The organism is Aurantibrevibacter litoralis (assembly GCF_034651555.1).
Lineage (GTDB): Bacteria > Bacteroidota > Bacteroidia > Flavobacteriales > Flavobacteriaceae > Aurantibrevibacter > Aurantibrevibacter litoralis.
On sequence record NZ_JAYEEQ010000001.1, the window covers coordinates 134020 to 156731 of the forward strand.

At 40.3% G+C, this 22712-nt stretch carries 15 protein-coding genes and 1 tRNA gene; 14 read left to right on the forward strand and 2 right to left on the reverse strand.

The window, feature by feature from the left end; all coding sequences use genetic code 11:
• Positions 1–62: 62 nt before the first annotated feature.
• The 4 genes from U1E44_RS00605 (at position 63) to infB (ending at position 5369) form a co-directional block, all read left to right on the forward strand.
• Positions 63–134: transfer RNA gene (locus tag U1E44_RS00605), tRNA-Gln, on the forward strand.
• Positions 135–865: 731 nt separating this feature from the next.
• Positions 866–1327, forward strand: a complete 462-nt coding sequence (rimP, locus tag U1E44_RS00610) for a ribosome assembly cofactor RimP (protein WP_322928930.1) — start codon at positions 866–868, stop codon at positions 1325–1327.
• A 12-nt stretch (positions 1328–1339) separates the two neighbouring features.
• Positions 1340–2572 (forward strand): transcription termination factor NusA, encoded by a 1233-nt coding sequence (gene nusA, locus U1E44_RS00615; protein ID WP_322928932.1) that lies wholly within the window; start codon positions 1340–1342, stop codon positions 2570–2572.
• Positions 2573–2615: 43 nt separating this feature from the next.
• Positions 2616–5369, forward strand: a complete 2754-nt coding sequence (gene infB / locus U1E44_RS00620) for a translation initiation factor IF-2 (protein ID WP_322928933.1) — start codon at positions 2616–2618, stop codon at positions 5367–5369.
• A 413-nt stretch (positions 5370–5782) separates the two neighbouring features.
• On the opposite strand, the gene U1E44_RS00625 is transcribed toward infB, so the two are convergent.
• Positions 5783–6154 (reverse strand): SPOR domain-containing protein, encoded by a 372-nt coding sequence (locus tag U1E44_RS00625; RefSeq protein ID WP_322928935.1) that lies wholly within the window; start codon positions 6152–6154, stop codon positions 5783–5785.
• Between the two features lie 409 nt (positions 6155–6563).
• Here U1E44_RS00625 and U1E44_RS00630 point away from each other — a divergent pair, with 409 nt between their 5' ends.
• From U1E44_RS00630 to U1E44_RS00670, 9 genes are all read left to right on the forward strand, one after another.
• Entirely contained in the window at positions 6564–7889 is a 1326-nt protein-coding gene (locus tag U1E44_RS00630; RefSeq protein ID WP_322928937.1) for a c-type cytochrome, read from the forward strand.
• 37 nt (positions 7890–7926) lie between these two features.
• Positions 7927–11055, forward strand: coding sequence for a TAT-variant-translocated molybdopterin oxidoreductase (locus U1E44_RS00635; RefSeq protein WP_322928938.1), 3129 nt, complete (start codon positions 7927–7929; stop codon positions 11053–11055).
• A gap of 32 nt (positions 11056–11087) precedes the next feature.
• Positions 11088–12815 carry an NrfD/PsrC family molybdoenzyme membrane anchor subunit gene (nrfD, locus tag U1E44_RS00640; RefSeq protein WP_322928939.1) on the forward strand — a complete coding sequence of 576 codons (1728 nt, stop codon included), beginning with the start codon at positions 11088–11090 and terminating at the stop codon, positions 12813–12815.
• A 2-nt stretch (positions 12816–12817) separates the two neighbouring features.
• Positions 12818–13348: a DUF3341 domain-containing protein gene (locus U1E44_RS00645; protein ID WP_322928940.1), complete on the forward strand. Its 531-nt coding sequence runs from the start codon at positions 12818–12820 to the stop codon at positions 13346–13348.
• A gap of 68 nt (positions 13349–13416) precedes the next feature.
• On the forward strand, positions 13417–13983 hold the full coding sequence (locus U1E44_RS00650; protein ID WP_322928941.1) for a c-type cytochrome: 567 nt from the start codon (positions 13417–13419) through the stop codon (positions 13981–13983).
• A gap of 17 nt (positions 13984–14000) precedes the next feature.
• The gene (locus U1E44_RS00655; protein ID WP_323673823.1) at positions 14001–15287 is read left to right on the forward strand and encodes a quinol:cytochrome C oxidoreductase; all 1287 of its coding nucleotides are present in this window, start codon (positions 14001–14003) and stop codon (positions 15285–15287) included.
• 33 nt (positions 15288–15320) lie between these two features.
• Entirely contained in the window at positions 15321–16385 is a 1065-nt protein-coding gene (locus tag U1E44_RS00660) for a cytochrome c oxidase subunit II (protein ID WP_322928943.1), read from the forward strand.
• Positions 16386–16429: 44 nt separating this feature from the next.
• Positions 16430–18250, forward strand: a complete 1821-nt coding sequence (locus U1E44_RS00665; protein WP_322928944.1) for a cytochrome c oxidase subunit I — start codon at positions 16430–16432, stop codon at positions 18248–18250.
• A 148-nt stretch (positions 18251–18398) separates the two neighbouring features.
• Entirely contained in the window at positions 18399–19229 is an 831-nt protein-coding gene (locus tag U1E44_RS00670) for a GIN domain-containing protein (protein WP_322928945.1), read from the forward strand.
• A gap of 3 nt (positions 19230–19232) precedes the next feature.
• Here the strand turns inward: U1E44_RS00670 and U1E44_RS00675 are convergent, their stop codons facing one another.
• On the reverse strand, positions 19233–21497 hold the full coding sequence (locus U1E44_RS00675) for an acyl-CoA dehydrogenase family protein (protein ID WP_322928946.1): 2265 nt from the start codon (positions 21495–21497) through the stop codon (positions 19233–19235).
• A gap of 132 nt (positions 21498–21629) precedes the next feature.
• Here U1E44_RS00675 and ruvB point away from each other — a divergent pair, with 132 nt between their 5' ends.
• On the forward strand, positions 21630–22652 hold the full coding sequence (gene ruvB, locus U1E44_RS00680; protein WP_322928948.1) for a Holliday junction branch migration DNA helicase RuvB: 1023 nt from the start codon (positions 21630–21632) through the stop codon (positions 22650–22652).
• The last annotated feature ends 60 nt before the right edge of the window (positions 22653–22712 follow it).

A 22712-nucleotide genomic window follows, 5' to 3' on the forward strand; every position in this document is an offset into this window, starting at 1 on the left:
GTAGCTAAAAATGTTTGTGCAAACGAAACTTTCTCTTAAATTTGCACCCTTGTTAAAACTACTGGTCTATGGTGTAATTGGCAACACTACTGGTTTTGGTCCAGTCATTCTAGGTTCGAGTCCTAGTAGACCAACGAAATGTATGTAAATCCCGATTTCGAAAGATTTCGGGATTTTGATTTTTTTTTGAGAAAGCTAGGACGAGAAGTTTACCCTGAGCAAGGTCGAAGGGAGTCCCAGTAGACCAACGAAATGTACGTAAATCCCGATTTCGAAAGATTTCGGGATTTTGATGTGTAGGAAGGACAAGAAAGCGATGGTTTTATAGTCTTTATTTTGAGTGAAATACGTTTTAAACGGTTCTAGAAAGGGCTGCTGTTTCTTTACCCCTGCGGTTCCGCGCATCGGACCAGCTCCCTTTTAAAAAGCGAAGAACATTTTGTTTTCTTCTATCGCATCGTAATAGTGTATCGCTTCAAAAAAGATTGCGGTTATGGTCTCTTCTTTTACCTATAGTGTTCGTAGAATGATTCAAATCTAAAAATCTTCACACCTTAGGTAAGTCCTTCAAATTATTTAAAAGTATTGAATAAAATAAAGCACAAGTGCACCCTATTGTAGTGCTGTCTTTATACGTTAGTATACGATAGCTACTATGGCTTTTACTACAAGTTTTAAAGACAACTGAAGCGATTGCGGAAATATCTTTGTGAAACAGGATCGCGCCAAACATCAATATTATTCTTACTTTCAGGTTTTTAAATAGTTTTTTATTGTCTCATAAAAAGTTATATATTTGCAGTGCTGAAAGAATATAACGTATTCATGAGGGGACAATTAGTCCCCTTTTCTATTACTGAAATTTATGTTGAAGGAAAAAGTTGAGGCACTTTTAGAAAAAGCACTAGCGGAAAATCCGGCACTCTTTTTAATTGATTTTTCAATTTCACCGGACAATAAAATAACCATTGTTATAGATGGAGATCAAGGTGTAGTGGTGCAAGATTGTATGAATGTAAGCAGAGCCATAGAACACAATCTAGATAGGGAAGAAGAGGACTTTGCCTTAGAAGTGGCTTCGGCAGGTGCTACGGCTCCTTTATTGCTTGCACGGCAATACCGTAAAAACATAGGACGAGAATTAGAAGTAAGAACCAGAGAAACAAAAATAGAAGGCACCCTTATAAAGGCCACGGAAGATGATATTACCTTGGAATGGAAAGCCAGAGAGCCCAAACCCTTAGGAAAGGGTAAAGTAACAGTACAGAAAAAACAAGAAATTGCGATTTCAGATATTAAAGAAGCAAGAGTGGTATTAAAATTTTAATTGTAAATAAAAATGGAAAACATTGCGCTGATAGAATCTTTCTCCGAATTTAAGGATGACAAATTCATAGACAGGGTAACTTTAATGGCTATTTTAGAAGATGTTTTTAGGAATGCGCTAAAAAAGAAATTTGGTTCGGACGACAATTTTGACATCATCATAAATCCCGACAAAGGAGATTTGGAAATATGGCGAAATAGGGTAGTAGTAGAAGACGGAGAGGTCGAAGATCCTAATGAGGAAATTTCGCTTTCCGAAGCCCGTAAAATTGAACCCGATTTTGAAGTAGGGGAAGACGTATCTGAGGAAGTTAAATTGATACAACTCGGAAGAAGAGCTATTTTAGCTTTGAGGCAAAATTTGATATCTAAGATTCATGAGCACGACAACACCACTATTTACAAACAATTTAAGGATTTAGAAGGAGAAATTTATACAGCCGAAGTACATCATATACGTCATAAAGCTATTATTTTATTAGATGATGAGGGTAACGAAATTATACTACCCAAAGAAAAACAGATTCCTTCCGATTTTTTCCGGAAAGGAGATAATGTAAGAGGTATTATTGAAAGCGTGGAACTAAAGGGCAATAAACCCATGATCATTATGTCGCGCAGTTCGCCCAAATTTTTAGAGCAATTGTTTTTTCAGGAAATTCCGGAGGTTTTTGACGGTCTAATTACGATTAAAAAAGTAGTCCGAATTCCCGGTGAAAAGGCCAAAGTGGCGGTAGATTCGTATGATGATCGCATCGATCCCGTAGGGGCATGTGTAGGAATGAAAGGTTCCAGGATACATGGCATTGTACGAGAATTAGGTAATGAAAATATCGATGTTATCAACTGGACCAACAATCCGCAGCTTTTGGTTACAAGGGCATTAAGTCCGGCACGTGTATCCTCTGTGAAATTAAACGACACCAAAATGACCGCACAGGTCTATTTACGACCCGAGGAAGTTTCCAAGGCTATCGGTAGAGGAGGGCATAACATCCGGTTGGCAGGTCAGTTAACCGGTTATGAGATTGATGTGTTCCGCGAGGGAGTGGAAGAAGATGTAGAAATTACGGAGTTCTCAGATGAAATCGACGGGTGGATTATTGACGAATTTAAAAAAGTTGGTCTAGATACGGCAAGAAGCATTCTAGAGCACGACCTCGACGATCTTATCAAAAGAACAGATTTGGAAGAGGAGACTATTTTAGAAGTTGTACGTATCCTAAAGGAAGAATTAGAAGATTAAGCTATATATTAGCAGCGAATTATTACGAACAGGAATATCATTTATGGCAGATAATGCAACAATAAGGCTTAATAAAGTTCTAACAGAACTCAATATTTCTTTGGATAGGGCGGTGGATTTTCTCACCTCCAAAGGGCACGACATAGAGGCGCGACCCACCACTAAAATATCCGGTGAAATTCATCAGGTTCTAATAGATGAGTTCCAAACGGACATGAGCAAGAAAGTTGCATCTATTGAAGTTGGTGAAGAGAAGCGTAAGGAAAAAGAAGCCATACGATTACAGTTAGAGCAGGAGCAAGAGGAGAAACGAATACTACGTGAAAAAAGAGCGGCCTCGGAACAAATTATAAGAGCTCGAAGCGAACTAACGGGTCCCAAAACGGTGGGTAAAATAGACCTTGGAGGCACCAAAAAGGAAACAGCACCGATTAAGGCTAAGGAAGAAAAAGAACCTGTTGCGGAGCAGGAAAATCCTGTTTCTGAAGAAAAAGTAATCCCCGAAGTACCTGTAAACGAGAAAGAACAAGAAATAGAACCGGCTGAAGAGACTAAGGTAGAAAAGCAAGAAATAGAGGCTACGCCCAACCCGGATGAAAAGACAGTTGAAACGGGTGACGCAATCGCGACACAATATCAGAAATTAACAGGGCCAAAAATCACTGGCGATAAAATAGACCTGTCCCAATTTCAAAAAGCGAAGAAAAAGAAGGAAGCACCCAAGGAAAATGAAAGAAGTGCGGCCGATAAGAAAAAAAGGCGTAAACGAATTATTACACCCAACACTCCCGGCACAGATACCACACAGCGCAAAGATATAAGAGGAAAAGGCATTGGGGATAAGCGACCTGCTCCCGGTCAACGTTTTGTGCCAACAGCCAAAGCCGAACCGTCCGAAGAGGATGTACAAAAGCAGGTAAGGGAAACCCTTGAAAAATTGCAGGGCAAAACAAAAAAGGGCAAAGGTGCCAAATATAGAAGAGATAAAAGGGATTTTCACAGGCAACAATCAGAGAAAGATTTAGAACAACAAGAACTAGAGAGTAAAATCCTTAAAGTAACGGAATTTGTCTCTGCCAGTGAACTTGCCACCATGATGAATATACCGACTACCAACATTATTTCGGCCTGTATGTCTTTGGGGATTATGGTGACTATGAACCAGCGGTTAGATGCCGAAACATTATCGATAGTAGCAGAAGAATTTGGGTACGAAGTAGAGTTTATCACCGCAGATTTAAAAGAGGCTATTATTGAAACGGAAGATGCGCCCGAAGACCTTAAAACTAGAGCTCCCATTGTTACGGTGATGGGGCATGTAGATCACGGGAAAACGTCTTTGTTAGATTTTATTCGCCAAGAAAATGTCATTGCCGGCGAAAGTGGCGGTATTACACAGCACATAGGGGCATACGGTGTATCTCTAGAAAATGGTCAGAAAATAGCATTTTTAGATACCCCTGGGCATGAGGCTTTTACAGCGATGCGGGCTCGCGGTGCTCAGGTTACCGATATCGCCATTATTGTAGTGGCTGCCGATGACGCTATAATGCCGCAAACCAAAGAAGCTATTAGTCACGCCCAAGCGGCCGGAGTTCCTATTGTTTTTGCAATCAATAAAATTGATAAGCCAACGGCTAATCCCGATAAAATTAAAGAGGGCTTAGCACAAATGAACTTGTTGGTCGAAGATTGGGGAGGTAAAATTCAATCTCATGATATTTCAGCCAAGACAGGGCAAGGCGTAAAGGAACTTTTGGAAAAAGTGTTGTTAGAAGCGGAGTTGTTAGAGCTAAAAGCCAATCCAGATAAATTAGCCTCCGGTACGGTAGTAGAAGCCTTTTTAGATAAAGGAAGAGGCTATGTGTCTACTATTTTGGTTCAGAACGGAACATTAAAAATTGGGGATTATGTGCTTGCAGGTACTTGTAGTGGAAAGGTAAAAGCGATGCACGATGAACGGGGCAAATCTGTTAAAGAAGCAGGTCCGTCAAGTCCTATTTCTATCCTCGGACTCGATGGAGCTCCACAGGCTGGCGATAAGTTTAATGTATTAGAAGACGAAAGGGAAGCGCGGCAAATTGCCACCAAAAGATCTCAATTATTAAGAGAACAATCGGTAAGAACCCAACGGCATATTACCTTAGATGAAATTGGACGACGAATTGCATTGGGCGATTTCAAAGAATTAAACATTATTTTGAAAGGCGATGTAGACGGCTCGGTAGAAGCTTTAACCGATTCTTTCCAAAAACTATCTACGCCGGAAATTCAGGTCAATATTATTCATAAGGCAGTAGGAGCCATCACAGAATCGGATGTATTGTTGGCTTCTGCGTCCGATGCGGTTATCATAGGGTTTAATGTAAGACCTATGGGGAACGCAAAAAGTTTGGCAGAAAATGAAGAAATAGATATTCGAATGTATTCTATCATTTATGATGCAATTAATGACCTAAAAGATGCCATGGAAGGCATGTTGTCTCCGGTAATGAAGGAAGAAATTTCGGGTACTGCAGAGATTCGTGAAACCTTCAAAATATCGAAGGTTGGCACTATTGCGGGCTGTATGGTACTAAGTGGTAAAATATTTAGAAATTCCAGTATACGCCTAATCCGCGATGGGGTAGTAATTTACACCGGAGAACTTGCTTCGCTAAAACGATTTAAGGACGATGTAAAGGAGGTCGCAAAAGGATACGATTGCGGTATACAAATAAAGAACTACAACGAGATTACAGAGGGCGATATTGTAGAAGCTTTCCAAGAAGTGGCAGTTAAGAAAAAGTTGAAATAGGCACCTGTTGTTCATATTGACTTGAATTCTTCAATCTAAAGATTCCCCGACCCTTGGGTCGGGGTTTCCTATTTGTCGCTCCTTTGGAGAGGTCGAAACTGCCTTTTTACAGTTCCGGGTGATGTAAAATACAAAATTTCGGTTTTTGGCCCAAAGACCAAAATGAAACTGGCGAAACCCGTACTGAGCGCAGTAGAAGTATACCCCTATGGCTTGCCTTGGGGATAGTTAGTTTCAAGAGTTTTTTTCTTTTTTTCTTTGGCCTTTAGGGTACATCGAAGAAATCATCATTACTTCCTGCAGGATCGAGGCAACTAATGAAAATTTTAGTGTCAAATAAGCACTAAATAATCAAAATGCAGAACGGGTGAAATAAGTATATTTTGTCAACCGGGTATAAACCAAAAAACGACCTAGGAGGTCGTTTTTTCGGGTTTTAAAAGCATGGCTTGCGGATATTTTTTTCGGACTTCCATCAATTTCCGTTCTGCCTCAAGTTTGGTTTTAAATTGACCCAAACGAACTCGATAACTGGGCGATTCAAAATCAATTTTAGAATACCATCCCGGAAAGTCTCCATCTACTTGCATTTTAAGTTTCTGAGCGGCATCGAAAGATCCGAACCCAACTTGGATACGATAAAAGCTGACGTCTGCTACACTTCGTTTATAAATAGCTAATAACGTTTCGATTCTCGGATCTTGTTCTAGCTTAATTTGGCCCTCTTGCGCCATAGTGAAAGACGTTATGGTTAGTAGTATAATACTATAAATTGTTTTTTTCATGTGTTTCTATTTATTTTTTAAATCGGTAACATGTAACTGGCCAATACTCATTTTCTTTTGTATTATACTTTTTAGCATGGCTCGCTTCATCTTTATATACAGTGAAAGTCATTGATATGGTTTTATTTATAATCAGTGATTTATCTATTTTTTGCAACTGCTATTACCGATTTTATCCCCTCTAATTTAAGCAAAACCAGTAGACCAACAAAGGTAAATTTTTATGGAATAAAGCACTTCTCTTGCTAGTTATTTAGAATAATTATAAATTATAAATTATAGATACCTTAACATTTCCCAAATAAAGTCTATGTCGTATTTTTGCGCCTAATCCGCATAACGATAAAAACTGTTTTGTTTGTGAAAACAGTAACAATCGTGCCAAGATTTCGACAGCAATATTTTAAATATGAAAAAGGCTCCAGACCGCAATCAAATTTCTAAAGTTTTAGGTATAGGCTTTGTATTTTTCCTGTTTTTTTCCATTTCTCTTTGGTCTCAAGATGAAGCCGCAGCTCAAGATGGGGATCCTGCGAAAGGAAAAACATTGTTTAATCAGAATTGTGCTGCTTGCCATGCACTGAACAAGAAAATGACGGGGCCGCCGTTAGCAGGTGTTGCTGATAAATATGATCGCGAGTGGCTTTACGCTTGGATTAAGAATAGTGCTGGCCTTATAAAAGCGGGGGATCCTGATGCGCTTAAAATATACAACGAATACAATCAGGCGGCGATGACGGCGTTTCCTACGCTTTCAAATGGCGATATTGACGATATTTTGGCGTATACATCAGCTCCGCCACCAGTACCCCAAGCTCCCGCAGGAGGAGCGGTTGGCCAGCAAGGTGTTGCGTCTTCGGCATCTGGAATATCTAACGAGCTTATTTTAGGCGCGCTGGTTTTAGTATTCGGGTTGTTGGTGATGATGCTTTTATTGGTGAATAAAACGTTAAGACGTATTGCATCAGCGAATGGAGTGGTACTTGAAGAAGAGGTATCGGAAAAGCGTTTGCCGATATGGAAAGCCTTTGTAAAAAATCAATTCTTGGTATTGGTGAGTGTTATTTTGTTATTGTTGGTAAGTGCGTATTTTGCGTATGGATGGATGATGCAGATTGGTATTGACCAAGGTTATGCGCCTATACAACCGATTCACTATTCGCATAAAATTCATGCCGGAGATAATAAGATCGATTGTAACTATTGTCACTCTTCAGCTAGGGTATCCAAACATTCCGGTATTCCATCCTTAAATGTATGTATGAATTGTCATAAATCCATATACGAATACAATGGCAATCCCGAAGGACCTACACAAGACGATTTAGCCAATGGATACACCAATGAATTTTATACAGGCGAAATCAAAAAATTATACAAGGCTGTCGGTTGGGATGAGGAGAACCAGAAATATACCGGTGAAACACAACCTGTAAAGTGGGTGAGAATTCATAATCTGCCGGATTTTGCCTATTTCAACCATTCGCAACATGTTTCGGTAGCAGGCATAGCGTGTCAAACCTGTCATGGTCCTGTGGAGGAAATGGAAATCATGTATCAATATTCGCCGCTTACCATGGGATGGTGTATCAACTGTCACAGAGAAACTAATGTAAAAGTAGAAGGCAATGCGTATTACGAAAAAATTCACGCCGAACTTTCCAAAAAATATGGAGTAGATCAGCTTACAGCAGCTCAAATGGGCGGTTTAGAATGTGGTAAGTGTCACTATTAATTAGAATAATCAAAGAAGATAATTTCAGATATATCGTATGGCATCAAACAAAAAATATTGGAAAAGCGAGGCGGAGTTAAACCCTAACGATTCCATTGTTGAGACGCTACAACAAAACGAATTTATTCAGGAAATCCCTGTGGATGATTTTCTGGGCAATAAGGAAACTTTATCGGCAAGTTCTACGAACAGAAGGGATTTCCTAAAATACATTGGCTTCAGTACAGCAGCTGCTTCTTTGGCCGCCTGTGAAGGTCCGGTGATTAAATCGATACCCTACGTAGTAAAGCCGGATAATATTATTCCAGGCGTGTCTAACTATTACGCCACTACCATTGCTGATGGTTTTGATTTTGCCAGTATATTGGTAAAAACCCGTGAAGGAAGACCTATCAAAATAGAACGAAATACAGAGGCTAAGGTGGCAGGGACGACCAATGCTCGTGTGCAAGCTTCCGTGTTGTCCTTGTATGACAGTACCAGATTACAAGGCCCTATGTTGGGGGGAGAACCTATAGAATGGAGCGATTTAGACGATGCTGTCGTTACGGCACTTGAGAATCTTATGGATGAGGATAAGCAAGCTGTTTTGCTCACACAAACCTATGCAAGTCCGTCTACGACAAAATTGATTTCTGAATTTATAGAAATCTATGGAAATGTGACGCATATTACATACGATGCAATAGCCGAAGATGCAGCCTTAGATGCATTTGAAACAAAATACGGGGAAAGAGCATTGGCGGACTACGATTTAGAAAAGGCTCAAGTGATTGTTTCTTTTGCCGCTGATTTTCTTGGAGATTGGCAAGGGGGCGGATATGATTCCGGTTATGCCAAAGGGCGCATACCTCAAGCAAAGGGAGGTAGCGGCAAAACCATGTCCAAGCATATTCAGTTTGAATCTAATATGTCCCTAACTGGAGCCAATGCCGATATACGAATACCGCTTACTCCGGCACAGCAGAAAATAGCACTTGCTAAATTGTACGGCAAACTTCAAAATACATCGGTGGCCGGAGAACTTCCCGAAAACGTCGAAAGAGCGGTAGACGCTGCAGCTCAGGAATTAAAAAAAGCAGGAAAAAAGGGGGTTGTTTTAACCGGTATAGATGATGTTGATGCACAGACCGTTGTGTTGGCGATTAACGAAGGTTTGGGCAGTGATGCATTCGATCCTATACAACCTAAATATTGCAGACAAGGAAATACAAAGGCCGTAATGCAATTGGTGGATGATATGAAAGCCGGAAATGTGGGAGTGCTTATTATGGACGGCGTTAATCCCATGTATTCGTTGCCAAATGCAGCCGATTTCCAAGAAGGGCTTCAAAATGTAGATGTAGCGGTTACTTTTGCTACGAATGATACCGAAACCGCTTTTGCCACGCCTTATGTGGCAGCCTCACCGCATTACTTAGAATGTTGGGGCGATGCACAAATAAAGAAAGGGCATTACAGCCTAATGCAACCCACGATTAAGGAATTATTTGATACAAGACAGTTTCAATCGTCCTTATTAAAGTGGATGGAAATGGATCAATCCTATTATGACTACATAAAGGAAACTTGGGACGATGAAATTTTAGATGCCACGGAGTGGAACACGGCCTTGCATGACGGAATTTTTGTGGTCGATACGCTTTCTCTTGAAAATGACGAAATTGGATTAGAAACAAGTGATGATGCTTCCGAAAGTTCGGTTCCTGATATTGCGGCTGCAATTCGCAATTTGGCCGGAACAACTGCATCTGATATAACATTAACCCTATATTCAAAAGTGGGTATGGGTGATGGTCTACAGGCTAATAATCCTTGGCTTCAAGAATTTCCCGATCCAATCACTAGAGTGTCTTGGGATAATTATCTTACCGTTTCCAAAGCAGATGCGGAAAAATGGGGATTGAAAAATGTAAACGTGGCCAATGGGGGGCTAGATGGTAGTTATGTTAAAATTACTGCCAACGGCGTTTCATTAGATAAAGTACCTGTTATTATTCAACCGGGGCAAGCCAATGGAACAGTGGGACTTTCATTTGGCTACGGAAGAAGGGCAGGCATGAAAGAAGAAATGAGAACCGGAGTAAACGCCTATGCACTTTACCAAAATTTCTCTAGCATACAAGAGGTAGCCGTAGAAAAGGCATCCGGAATGCATGAGTTTGCATGCGTTCAGTTGCATAAAACATTAATGGGCCGGGGCGACATTATTAAAGAAACTACCTTAGAAATATTCAACACTAAGGATGCTCATGAATGGAATGAGGTTCCTGTGGTTTCTCTAAATCATCAAGAGGTACCCGCAACAACTGTAGATTTATGGGATAGTTTTGATCGTTCTATTGGCCATCATTTTAATATGTCTATAGATCTTAATGCGTGTACCGGTTGTGGTGCCTGTGTTATTGCATGCCATGCAGAGAATAACGTTCCCGTGGTAGGTAAGAAAGAGATTCGAATGTCTAGAGATATGCACTGGCTTCGTATAGATCGGTACTATTCTTCAGAAGAAACGTTTGAGGGTGATAATACCAAGAAAGACGAATTCGATGGGCTTGTGGGTAACAAAGGGTCTTTAAGTGGTTTTGGCGAATTGGAAAATCCGTCGGCTAATCCTCAAGTAGCTTTTCAGCCTGTGATGTGTCAGCATTGTAATCATGCACCTTGTGAAACCGTTTGTCCGGTTGCGGCTACTTCTCATAGTAGACAAGGACAAAATCATATGTCGTATAACCGATGTGTTGGTACAAGATACTGTGCTAATAACTGTCCCTATAAGGTAAGACGTTTTAACTGGTTTTTGTATAATAATAATGATGAGTTCGATTATTATATGAATAACGATCTCGGCAAAATGGTTATAAATCCTGATGTAAATGTACGTTCCAGAGGGGTAATGGAAAAGTGCTCTATGTGTATTCAGAAAACGCAAAAAACGATTTTGGATGCTAAAAGAGAGGGTCGTGTTATTACGGATGGTGAATTTCAAACGGCTTGTTCATCCGCCTGTGGTAATGGCGCTATTATTTTTGGAGACATCAATGATTCCCAAAGTAAAGTGGCAGAACTAAAAGAAAGTGAGCGCATGTACCATTTGTTGGAACACGTGGGTACAAAACCAAATGTATTTTATCACGTTAAAGTGCGAAATACAAACCAATCCTAAGTAAGTAATTAAAAGTAACTTTAACATAAATTATGGCGTCGCATTACGAAGCACCTATACGAAAGCCCTTGGTAATTGGAGATAAAGGCTACCACGATGTATCTGTGGATATTGCCGCTCCAGTTGAAGGGAAAGCCAACAAACAATGGTGGATTGTGTTTTCCATTGCTTTGATAGCCTTCCTTTGGGGAGTTGGTTGTATCATTTATACTATTTCTACCGGGATAGGGGTTTGGGGATTAAACAAGACCGTTGGTTGGGCTTGGGATATTACCAACTTTGTATGGTGGGTAGGTATCGGTCATGCTGGAACACTTATTTCAGCAGTGCTCTTGCTATTTCGACAAAAATGGAGAATGGCAATTAACCGATCTGCGGAGGCCATGACCATATTCTCAGTGATTCAAGCCGGTCTTTTTCCGGTAATACACATGGGTAGGGTTTGGGTCGCCTATTGGGTACTGCCTATTCCAAACCAATTTGGATCCTTGTGGGTCAATTTTAATTCCCCACTTCTTTGGGACGTTTTTGCGATATCAACGTATCTTTCTGTTTCCTTGGTATTTTGGTGGACAGGTCTCTTGCCTGATTTTGCCATGATACGAGATAGAGCGGTAAAACCATTTCAAAAGAAAATATATAGTTTACTAAGTTTTGGATGGAGCGGTCGTGCCAAAGATTGGCAGCGATTTGAGGAAGTGTCTTTGGTTTTGGCCGGTTTAGCAACCCCTTTGGTGCTTTCCGTACACACCATAGTATCGTTTGACTTTGCTACCTCGGTAATCCCGGGATGGCACACCACTATATTTCCACCTTACTTTGTGGCAGGAGCCGTGTTTTCGGGATTTGCTATGGTAAATACCTTGTTGATTATTATGCGGAAGGTATCCAACTTAGAGGCTTACATCACCGTTCAGCACATCGAATTGATGAATATCATCATTATGATTACCGGTTCTATCGTGGGATGCGCATATATTACAGAGCTCTTTATGGCGTGGTATTCTGGTGTAGAGTACGAACAATATGCTTTTTTAAATAGAGCTACAGGGCCATATTGGTGGGCGTATTGGGCGATGATGACCTGCAATGTGTTTTCGCCGCAATTTATGTGGTTCAAAAAACTTAGAACCAGTATTATGTTCTCTTTCTTTATTTCTATTGTAGTGAATATTGGAATGTGGTTTGAACGTTTTGTGATCATCGTTACTTCGTTGCACAGGGATTATTTACCCTCTTCCTGGACCATGTTTTCTCCGACTTTCGTGGACATTGGAATTTTTATTGGTACATTGGGCTTCTTTTTTGTGCTCTTTCTATTATATGCACGTACTTTTCCTGTTATTGCACAAGCCGAGGTAAAATCGATTTTAAAGTCGTCTGGGGAGCGGTACAAAAAATTAAGAGCCGAAGGTAAACCAACCTACACTGTGGTTAAGTTGTCGTCAACGGCGCCAACTTCCGCAAAAGAACAAACTGTTTCCAAAAAGGAGAGTCAAGCACAGGTAGCTTCACTTTTAGAATCTATTGGTGTTTTTGATGCTTCCGTGAACACTCCGGACGATCTAAAAAAAGTTAAAGGTATAGGACCTTTAATGGAGAAAACGCTGAATGAAATTGGAATTTACAGTTTTGCACAAGTGGCGAGAATGACTCAAAAGGAATATGATTTGTTAGATTCAATTACCGGTTCATTTCCAGGACGAGCACAACGTGATGATTGGGCCGGACAGGCTAAAAAACTAAACACTAAAAAATAGATATGGCTTCCAAAGTTGTACATGCTTATTATAACGATGATGAAGTGCTGATGCACGCGGTGAAAAAAGTTAAGGCAGCCAAGCACCACATCGAAGAGGTATTTTGTCCTTTCCCAGTACACGGCTTAGACAAGGCTATGGGGCTTGCTCCCACTAGGTTGGCCATTACATCCTTTATGTATGGTTGTGTAGGGCTTACTGTGGCTATAGTGATGATGAATTATATTATGATCGAAGATTGGCCTCAAGATATTGGGGGTAAACCCAGTTTTAGTTATATTGAAAATATGCCCGCCTTTGTGCCCATAATGTTTGAGTTAACGGTATTTTTTGCAGCGCACTTAATGGTAATTACGTTTTATATGCGCAGTAGACTATGGCCTTTTAAAAAGGCAGAAAATCCCGATGTAAGATCTACCGATGATCATTTTGTTATGGAAATTGAAGTGCATGACAATGAACATGAGTTGCGAGAATTGTTAGCCGATACTGGAGCTGTAGAAATTAACATTACAGACAAAAAAGAGATCTAATTAAGGTAACACAAAGATTTTTGAAGCGGTAAACATCCGATCGATATAATAAAATAGAGAATGAACGAATGAAAAGTAAAAGAAACATTGTAATAGTTTTGGTTTTGGTTTTGGTTTTGGTTTCGGCTTCTTGTTCCCATAAGAATAGTAGAAATTACCAGTTTATGCCAAATATGTATGAACCCGTAGGTTATGAAACCTATGGTGAAATTGGATTTTTGCCCAATGGCATGGAGGCTGGCTTACCGGTGGAGGGTACCATAGCACGAGGCTGGTTACCTTATGAATACGATAATTCATTGGAGGGGAAAGAAGCAGCTCGATGGCAAGAGAGCCCTTTAGATTCTATAGCTGTTGCAGATAATCTTAACAAGGGCAAACAACTCTATACGGTGTATTGTGCTATTTGTCATGGCGATAAAGGAGACGGGAAGGGGTATTTGGTGCAACGAGAAAAATTATTGGGGATTCCCACCTACGCCGATGCGGCTAGAGATATTACGGTAGGAAGCACATATCACACCATATATCATGGTCTAAATGCCATGGGTTCTTATGCGGGTCAATTAAATATTGAGGAACGTTGGCAAGTTGCAGAATACGTAATGAAATTAAAAGAAGACTTAACAAAATAATACATAGACTTAGAAATATGTACACCTTTTCAAATAGACTAAAAACAGCTTCATTCGTATTGATGATCCTAGGTATTCTGGGAATAGGCATTGGCTTTGTTACGGCACCAAGCACCGTAGAACAGGCCAAGGAGATGGTTGCCAGTCATGGTGATGATCATGGTCAAGCTGATGCTACTCATGCCGAAGCGCACGATGCCTCGCATGATGAACATTTGTTGCACCAACTTCAAAACAGACCCTGGTCCGCATTGTACGTGGCTGCATTTTTCTTTATGATGATTGCGTTGGGAACCTTAGCTTTTTATGCCGTACAAAGAGCCTCTCAAGCAGGTTGGTCCCCGCTACTTTTTAGGGTAATGGAAGGTATAACAGCGTATTTGGTGCCGGGCGGTATTATCGTTTTTGTGATCTTGGTTTGTTCTGTACTCCATATGAATCATCTCTTTGTTTGGATGGATAGCGAGGTAGTGGCTCATGACAAGTTACTTCAAGGAAAGGCAGGATATTTAAATCCGGTATTTTTTCTGGTTCGTGCCGCTTTTTTTCTAGGCGGATGGATTTTGTATCGTGAATTTTCTCGAAAATTTTCGTTGGCGCAAGACAACGCTACGGACGACAGTAATTTTAAAAAGAATTTTCGTATTTCGGCTGGGTTTTTAGTTTTTTATTTGGTGACAGAATCAATAATGTCATGGGATTGGATTATGAGCGTGGATCCGCATTGGTTTAGCACCTTGTTTGGGTGGTACGTATTTGCCAGTATGTTTGTGTCCGGTATTACCGTAATTGCGATCGTTACCATTTATCTGAAATCACGAGGGTATTTGGAACAGGTAAATAATAGTCATATTCACGATTTGGCCAAATTCATGTTTGGTATTAGTATCTTTTGGACGTATTTGTGGTTTTCGCAGTTTATGTTAATTTGGTACTCAAACATCCCGGAAGAGGTTACCTATTTTGTAACGCGCATTGCCGATTATAAATTACCTTTCTTTGGCATGTTGGTAATGAACTTTGTGTTTCCATTCCTTATTTTAATGAATAGCGATTTTAAACGAATGAATTGGTTTGTGATCATGGCTGGTATTGTTATTCTAGCAGGGCATTATTTAGATATTTTTAATATGATTATGCCGGCTACTGTTGGCGATCAATGGTTTATTGGAATACCTGAAATCGGTTCCATTTTGTTTTTCGCCGGATTGTTCATCTTTTGGGTGTTTAGAGCACTAGCCAGTGCTCCTTTAGAACCTAAGAGAAATCCATATATAGAAGAAAGTAAGCATTTTCATTACTAGAATTTAGTTTAAAGCATAACATAATAAGATACAATGACTGCACTTTTAACCATAGCTGTTTTAGTATTAGTGGCAATTGCAATTTGGCAGATGACCAAAATATTTGAATTGTCGCAAATTAAAGCAGATAATTCCCAAATAGCAAATGATACAGATAACCGGTATAATGGCTATCTGATGTTCGCATTTTTAATTTTTATATACGGAATTACAATTTTCAGCTTTTGGAAGTACGGAAAGTTCTTATTACCTGAGGCGGCTTCGGCACATGGAGGGGAGTTCGACTATCTGATGTTAGTGTCCTTCATCATTATTTTCATTGTACAGACAATCACTCAGGCTTTACTTCACTTTTATGCCTATAAATACAGTGGAAAAAAAGGACGAAAAGCATTGTTTTTTGCCGATAATAATACCTTAGAATTTATTTGGACTATTATACCAGTTATTGTTTTGGCTGGATTAATCCTGTGGGGTCTGTACACCTGGACCACCATTATGGATATCAATGATGAAGACGACCCTTTAATTGTAGAATTGTACGCGCAGCAGTTTAATTGGACAGCCAGATATGGCGGTGACGACAACGTATTAGGTGAAGCCAATGTGCGGATGATTGATATTGATCGGGCCAACGTATTAGGAATCGATGAATCAGATCCCAATGCGGCAGATGATATTATTGTAAAGGAATTGCATCTTCCTGTAGGTAGAAAAGTAAATTTTAAAATGAGGTCGCAAGACGTACTTCATTCGGCCTACATGCCTCACTTTAGAGCGCAAATGAATTGTGTCCCCGGAATGATAACCCAGTTTTCATTTACGCCTACGATAACTACTGCGGAAATGAGACAAAATCCGGATGTTATTGATAAAGTAAAACGAACCAATACCATCAGAGCCGAAAGGGCTTTGAACGGGGAAGATAATTCGGATCCTTGGGAGTTCGACTATATTTTGTTGTGTAACAAAATCTGTGGTACCTCCCATTACAACATGCAGATGAAGATTATTGTGGAGACAGAGGAAGAATACAATAAATGGATTGCAACGCAGCAAACGTTTAGCGAAACGTTAGCTTCGGTAGCAGCAGAGTAAAAGGCTATTAAGAGAAAATTAATAATATTAAAACTTTTGGGATTATGTCTTCAGTAACGAATCATCACGAAGAACATCATGCACACGATCACGGTCATCATCATAAGGAGACCTTTGTGACAAAATATATTTTTAGCCAGGATCATAAAATGATTTCTAAGCAGTATCTTATTACGGGCTTAATTATGGGCGCTATAGGTATTGCCATGTCCATTTTGTTTCGGATGCAATTGGCATGGCCCGGAGAATCCTTCCCTATTTTTGAAGCGTTGCTTGGAAAATGGGCGCCTGGAGGGGTTATGGATGCGGATGTGTATTTGGCATTAGTAACCATTCATGGTACCATTATGGTGTTCTTTGTCCTTACCGCAGGACTTAGCGGTACCTTTAGTAACTTACTAATTCCATTACAGATAGGCGCAAGGGACATGGCATCTGGATTTCTAAATATGATTTCCTATTGGTTGTTTTTTACTTCTTCTGTTATAATGTTACTCTCTCTTTTCGTAGAGGCTGGGCCAGCTGCGGCCGGTTGGACCATTTATCCTCCCTTAAGCGCACTTCCAATGGCGCAAGGAGGTTCAGGAATGGGAATGACACTTTGGTTGGTGTCAATGGCTATTTTTATTGCTTCTTCACTTTTGGGATCTTTAAATTATATAGTTACCGTAATTAATCTCAGAACCAAGGGGATGTCTATGACAAGGCTACCCTTAACCATTTGGGCATTTTTTGTTACGGCAATAATTGGAGTCATATCCTTTCCGGTTTTACTGTCTGCCGCACTATTGCTTATCATGGACCGTAGTTTTGGTACTTCATTTTTTCTTTCGGACATCTTTATCCAAGGGGAAGTGTTGCATTACCAAGGGGGTTCTCCGGTGTTGTTCGAGCATTTATTTTGGTTTTTAGGACATCCAGAGGTATATATTGTTATTTTGCCCGCAATGGGGATTGTTTCCGAGGTTATGGCGACCAATTCAAGAAAGCCGATTTTTGGCTATAGGGCAATGATTGCGTCAATTTTAGCGATCGCCTTTCTTTCTACCATTGTATGGGGGCACCATATGTTTATTTCGGGAATGAATCCGTTTTTAGGTTCGGTATTCACCTTTACGACCCTTTTAATTGCAATACCGTCGGCGGTTAAGGCATTTAACTGGATCACCACTTTATGGAAAGGCAATTTGCAATTTAATGTGGGTATGCTGTTTTCTATAGCCATGGTGTCTACATTTATAACCGGAGGTCTTACGGGTATTATTTTGGGAGACAGCACACTGGATATTAATGTGCACGATACCTATTTTGTAGTGGCTCACTTCCATTTAGTGATGGGAATATCAGCATTATACGGTCTTTTTGCCGGGGTCTATCATTGGTTTCCCAAAATGTTTGGTAAAATGATGAACAAAAATTTGGGATACGTTCATTTTTGGATCACTGCCGTTTGTTCGTATGGTGTCTTTTTCCCCATGCATTTTATTGGAATGGCAGGGGTACCCCGTCGGTATTATGAAAATACAGCCTTTCCTATGTTCGATGAATTCACCAATATTCAGGTGCTCATGACTAGTTTTGCGATCATTGCCGCATTGGCACAATTGGTTTTTGTTTACAATTTTATTGCTAGTATTTTCTACGGCAAAAAGGCCGAGCTAAATCCTTGGAAATCAACTACCTTAGAATGGACTGCTCCGGTAGAGCATATGCATGGCAACTGGCCCGGGGAAATACCTCACGTATATCGGTGGGCTTACGATTACAGTAAAACCGACGATAATGGCGAGTATATTATACCCGATCAGGATTTTGTACCACAGACCGTACCCTTATTTGATGGTGAAGAGGAGTTTGAACATTAACATATCGTAATAGTAGTACAAAAAATCCTGTCTTATAACAGCACTGTTATGGGACAGGATTTTTTTATTCCGTATATGCATTGGGTGTTGCAATTTTTTGCAATAACTTTATCCATAGAAATTATATCGCATCGTTAAATAGAAACAAATGTTACTAAGGGGCATCGTAGTGTTATTTTTTTTGATTGCCTGTATTCCGGTTATCGGGCAACGAACTCCTACCATTAAGGGAAATAGAAATGTAGTAACGATTAATGAAAATTTGCCACCTTTTCACACTATTGAACTCCAAAGCAATTTGGACATTTATATAGCGGAATCCGCTGCGCATGGATATAGCCTCATTGCCGATGAAAATCTGGTAGATATCCTAAAGTTTAGTGTAGAAGATGGTGTTCTTGTTATTAGTTCTTATTATAAGATAAAGTCCAAAAAGAAATTAGAAATAACGATTCACTATGAAGCGCTAGATGCTATACGCCTGCATGATGGGCGTCTGGAAACCAAGACCCAACTTAAGGCTTATGAGCAATTAGAGGTACATACCTTTGGATTCTCTAAAATAGAATTACAAGCTAAAGGATCTATTATAAACATTCGTATGGCCGATTCTAGTTCAGGCAATTTTAATGTAGCATGTGATTCTCTGAATTTTGAAGCCAAAGATCGGGTTAGGGCGTCTTACTATGGCAACACAGATAACCAAGTTGTTAGGCTGCATCGCAATGCGAAAGTAGACGCAGAAGGTACTACAAACCAATTGGAAGCACTATTGTACGAAAACTCAGAATTTAAGGCCACAACGCTTCAGTCATCCGCGGTTTCAGCATCTTTAAATGACAGTGCTACCCTTAGCGTATGGGCAACAGATAGTTTGATGCTTTCGTCTAAAGGTTCGGCACGCACATTTTTGTATGGAGACCCTAAAATTGAAATTCGGGAATTTTTAGACACCTCACAATTAATCAAAAAAAAATAAGTCTTATTTAGTGATGGGTGCTGTGATACAATGATCCGGAATTCCAAAACCATCCACTAAAACAGCGATATGTGGTCGTAGTTCCGTACATAGTCGTTCTACGCGTTGCCGAATGGCTTTAGATTTTGTGCCCGAGATGTAGCCCTGTTCCAAATACCACGAAGCATCATTTCGAATTTCATGCAAGGCGTGTAGCGTCCCTAATTTTTCAAACAATAATCTGTTTTTTTCGTCGGGTATATTTGCGGTAAAATCTACAAAGGTAGTGTAGGCCAATTCGCAACTATAAGCTTTGCCAAGAGCCAATAAATGCGTTTGTATTTTTAAGAAAGCTTGATAGGCCGGAATGCCTTTTTTGATGTAAGATCTAATTCGTTGCGCCGCACTGTAAGTAAGGCGTCTAGTTCTGTAATTAAAGGCGTGCTGATGAAATTTTGGATTATACAAATGATCTTTATCTACTTTATTAGGATAGGTCGGATTTATGGTTGTCCATCGGTCACTTAGTTGGGTGCTCAACAATTTTAATACGGCAGCGAAACCGGCACTATTAAATTCCGATTTAAAATTGGACAACACTCCTTTGGCCGCCAATTGCAATAAGACCGTATTATCTCCTTCAAAAGTGGTAAATATATCTACATCTCCTTTTAAATCGGCAATTCTATTTTCTATGAGGTAGCCTTTGCCGCCACAGGCTTCGCGGCATTCTTGTATGGTGTCGTTTGCAAACCAGGTTATCACGGCTTTTAAACCTGCTACCTGTGCCTCTATCATACGTTTGTCCTCTTGTGTATCGTCACTGTAGACCGCCATAAAATGCTTTAGCGTTATATCGTACACATAAGCCGAAGCAACTGCTGGAGTTAAACGAAATTGATGGGTAGGATAGTCCATCAGTAAATCTTCCTGAATTTTTATACTGTCGTTAAACTGTCGGCGCTTCAGCGCATAATGTACGGCAATGGTCAAGGCCAATTTTGCACCACCTAAGCCGGCTCTCGCCACGCATATTCTTCCGCCAACCAAGGTGCCCAACATGGTAAAGAAGCGTTTGTTAGGGTTTTTTATGGACGAATGATAAGCGCCATCTTCGGTAATAGTACCATATTTATTGAGCAGATTTTCTCGCGGCACAGCAACCTGGTGAAACCATATTTTTCCGTTGTCCACACCATTCAATCCTAACTTATAGCCATTATCTTCAATGCGAACACCCGGATTTAATTGGTGGTTTTTAGCTCTAACAGGCACTAAAATAGCATGGACTCCTTCATTTTCCCCGTTTACAATTAATTGGGCAAAAACGGAAGCCATAGTGGCGTGCAGCGCATTACCAATGTATTCTTTATTGTCGTTTTTGCCCGGTGTATGTACAATGATGCGGTCTGTTTCTTTGTCGTAGGTTGCGGTGGTTTTAATGCCGCGCACATTAGATCCATGTCCGGTTTCTGTCATAGCAAAGCACCCTAAAAGCATTGCTTCCCCTGTTGCTTTTAAATAACGATCCTGATGTTCTTTGGTGCCCAGCTTTTGAATGCTACCACCAAAAAGTCCAAACTGAACCCCAAATTTTACCGCCAAACTTCCATCAACAAACATAAGGTGCTCAAAGATCAGCGCATATCCTGGCATATCATTTGTACCGCCGTAGGCTGGTGGGTAGGCCATGGCACCATAGCCGGCATTGGCTAAAAACCGGACTTGTTCTAAAACCTTGTTTCTAAAAGCGGTTTTATCTCTTTCAATTTCCCAATGGAAAATGGGATCGGCAAGAACCTTTCGAAAGGCATCAATGATAGCGCTATAATCTCCTTTAAGAATATGATCTATTTCTGAGGCCTTATAGTAATTGGATATAATTTCATGGTCTATTTCTACATCAAAAAGATGATGGTAGTGATTGGGTTGTATGCCTAAATTTAGTTCTATATCCTTTAATTGCTGGTTAAATGGACACTCCGTCTTGTAATAACACACCATCTTTTGGCTAAAAGAGGCTAGCGGATACGTATCTCCTTCCACAAGTCGCACCTGGGCCTTGTTAATAAGAAAACGCCACTCTTTTTGTAATGTGTCCGAGGGCGGAACTGCCTTATCAAGCCATGAAAGAAGCGTTTCTCGGTCTTGGTTGTCTAAAGAACTATCGTTAAGAATTGCCTTTTGAATTACATTAATTTCAGAAGCCGACAGAAGATCGTCGGCCCAAATAACATAGAAAAAAGGAATATATTGGAGAATTCCGGCGGAATAATTGGTTTTGTTCATGGTCTTAATTTACAACATTTGTCGCAAAGAAGTTTTCTTCCTTGGCACAAGCTTTTAAATTATTCTTAACAGGGTTGTTTGCCATTATGGATGGTATTAAACTTAGCCATTTTAGCGTATCTTTGTTATCCTATGAACGAATATTTAGACCCATCATCCGATCATTTTTCGCAAGAAGAACTAGATATTGAAAGGGTATTGCGCCCAATTACTTTTGATGATTTTACGGGTCAGGCGCAAATTTTGGAGAACCTTAAAGTGTTTGTAGAGGCAGCCAATCTTCGCGGTGAAGCTTTGGATCACACTCTTTTTCATGGCCCTCCAGGTCTCGGAAAAACTACCTTGGCTCATATTTTGGCCAATGAATTGGGGGTGGGCATTAAAATAACCTCGGGTCCTGTTCTGGATAAACCCGGCGATTTGGCCGGATTGTTGACCAACCTTCAGGAAAGAGATGTGTTGTTTATAGACGAAATTCATCGGCTGAGCCCTATTGTGGAAGAATATTTGTATTCTGCCATGGAAGATTACAAGATTGATATTATGATAGAAACCGGTCCCAATGCACGGTCGGTACAAATCAACCTTAATCCTTTTACTTTAATTGGCGCCACCACGCGCTCCGGCTTATTAACAGCGCCCATGAGAGCTCGCTTTGGAATACAGAGTCGATTGCAATATTATTCTACCGAATTATTAGCGACTATCGTAACGCGCAGCGCAGCCATTTTAAAAATGCCAATAACCCAAGAAGCAGCTATAGAAATAGCCGGACGAAGCAGAGGAACACCGCGTATTTGCAATGCCCTTTTACGAAGGGTGCGCGACTTTGCCCAAATAAAAGGGAACGGAAAGATCGATATCGAAATCTCCAGATTTAGTCTTAAGGCATTGCATGTAGACACATACGGTCTCGACGAAATGGATAATAAAATTCTGAGTACGTTGATCGACAAATTTAAAGGAGGTCCTGTGGGCATCTCTACCATTGCAACTGCGGTTTCGGAAAGTGCAGAAACCATAGAGGAAGTGTACGAGCCTTTTTTAATACAGCAAGGATTTATAATGCGCACCCCCAGAGGTAGGGAGGTAACCGAATTGGCATATAAGCATTTGGGAAAAACGAAGGGAAATATTCAGGGAGGATTGTTCTAGAGTGTTGTTTTGATAGGGAATAACAATTCATAAAGACCAAGGAGCTGTAGCGATAAAAAC

Coding starts and splice junctions, on each gene's coding strand:
- ruvB (WP_322928948.1), top strand. CDS start 21,630: ATGAACGAATATTTAGACCCATCATCCGATCATTTTTCGCAAGAAGAA.
- U1E44_RS00660 (WP_322928943.1), top strand. CDS start 15,321: ATGACTGCACTTTTAACCATAGCTGTTTTAGTATTAGTGGCAATTGCA.
- U1E44_RS00655 (WP_323673823.1), top strand. CDS start 14,001: ATGTACACCTTTTCAAATAGACTAAAAACAGCTTCATTCGTATTGATG.
- nrfD (WP_322928939.1), top strand. CDS start 11,088: ATGGCGTCGCATTACGAAGCACCTATACGAAAGCCCTTGGTAATTGGA.
- infB (WP_322928933.1), top strand. CDS start 2,616: ATGGCAGATAATGCAACAATAAGGCTTAATAAAGTTCTAACAGAACTC.
- U1E44_RS00630 (WP_322928937.1), top strand. CDS start 6,564: ATGAAAAAGGCTCCAGACCGCAATCAAATTTCTAAAGTTTTAGGTATA.
- U1E44_RS00635 (WP_322928938.1), top strand. CDS start 7,927: ATGGCATCAAACAAAAAATATTGGAAAAGCGAGGCGGAGTTAAACCCT.
- U1E44_RS00670 (WP_322928945.1), top strand. CDS start 18,399: ATGTTACTAAGGGGCATCGTAGTGTTATTTTTTTTGATTGCCTGTATT.
- U1E44_RS00645 (WP_322928940.1), top strand. CDS start 12,818: ATGGCTTCCAAAGTTGTACATGCTTATTATAACGATGATGAAGTGCTG.
- U1E44_RS00675 (WP_322928946.1), bottom strand. CDS start 21,497: ATGAACAAAACCAATTATTCCGCCGGAATTCTCCAATATATTCCTTTT.
- U1E44_RS00650 (WP_322928941.1), top strand. CDS start 13,417: ATGAAAAGTAAAAGAAACATTGTAATAGTTTTGGTTTTGGTTTTGGTT.
- U1E44_RS00665 (WP_322928944.1), top strand. CDS start 16,430: ATGTCTTCAGTAACGAATCATCACGAAGAACATCATGCACACGATCAC.
- nusA (WP_322928932.1), top strand. CDS start 1,340: ATGGAAAACATTGCGCTGATAGAATCTTTCTCCGAATTTAAGGATGAC.
- U1E44_RS00625 (WP_322928935.1), bottom strand. CDS start 6,154: ATGAAAAAAACAATTTATAGTATTATACTACTAACCATAACGTCTTTC.
- rimP (WP_322928930.1), top strand. CDS start 866: ATGTTGAAGGAAAAAGTTGAGGCACTTTTAGAAAAAGCACTAGCGGAA.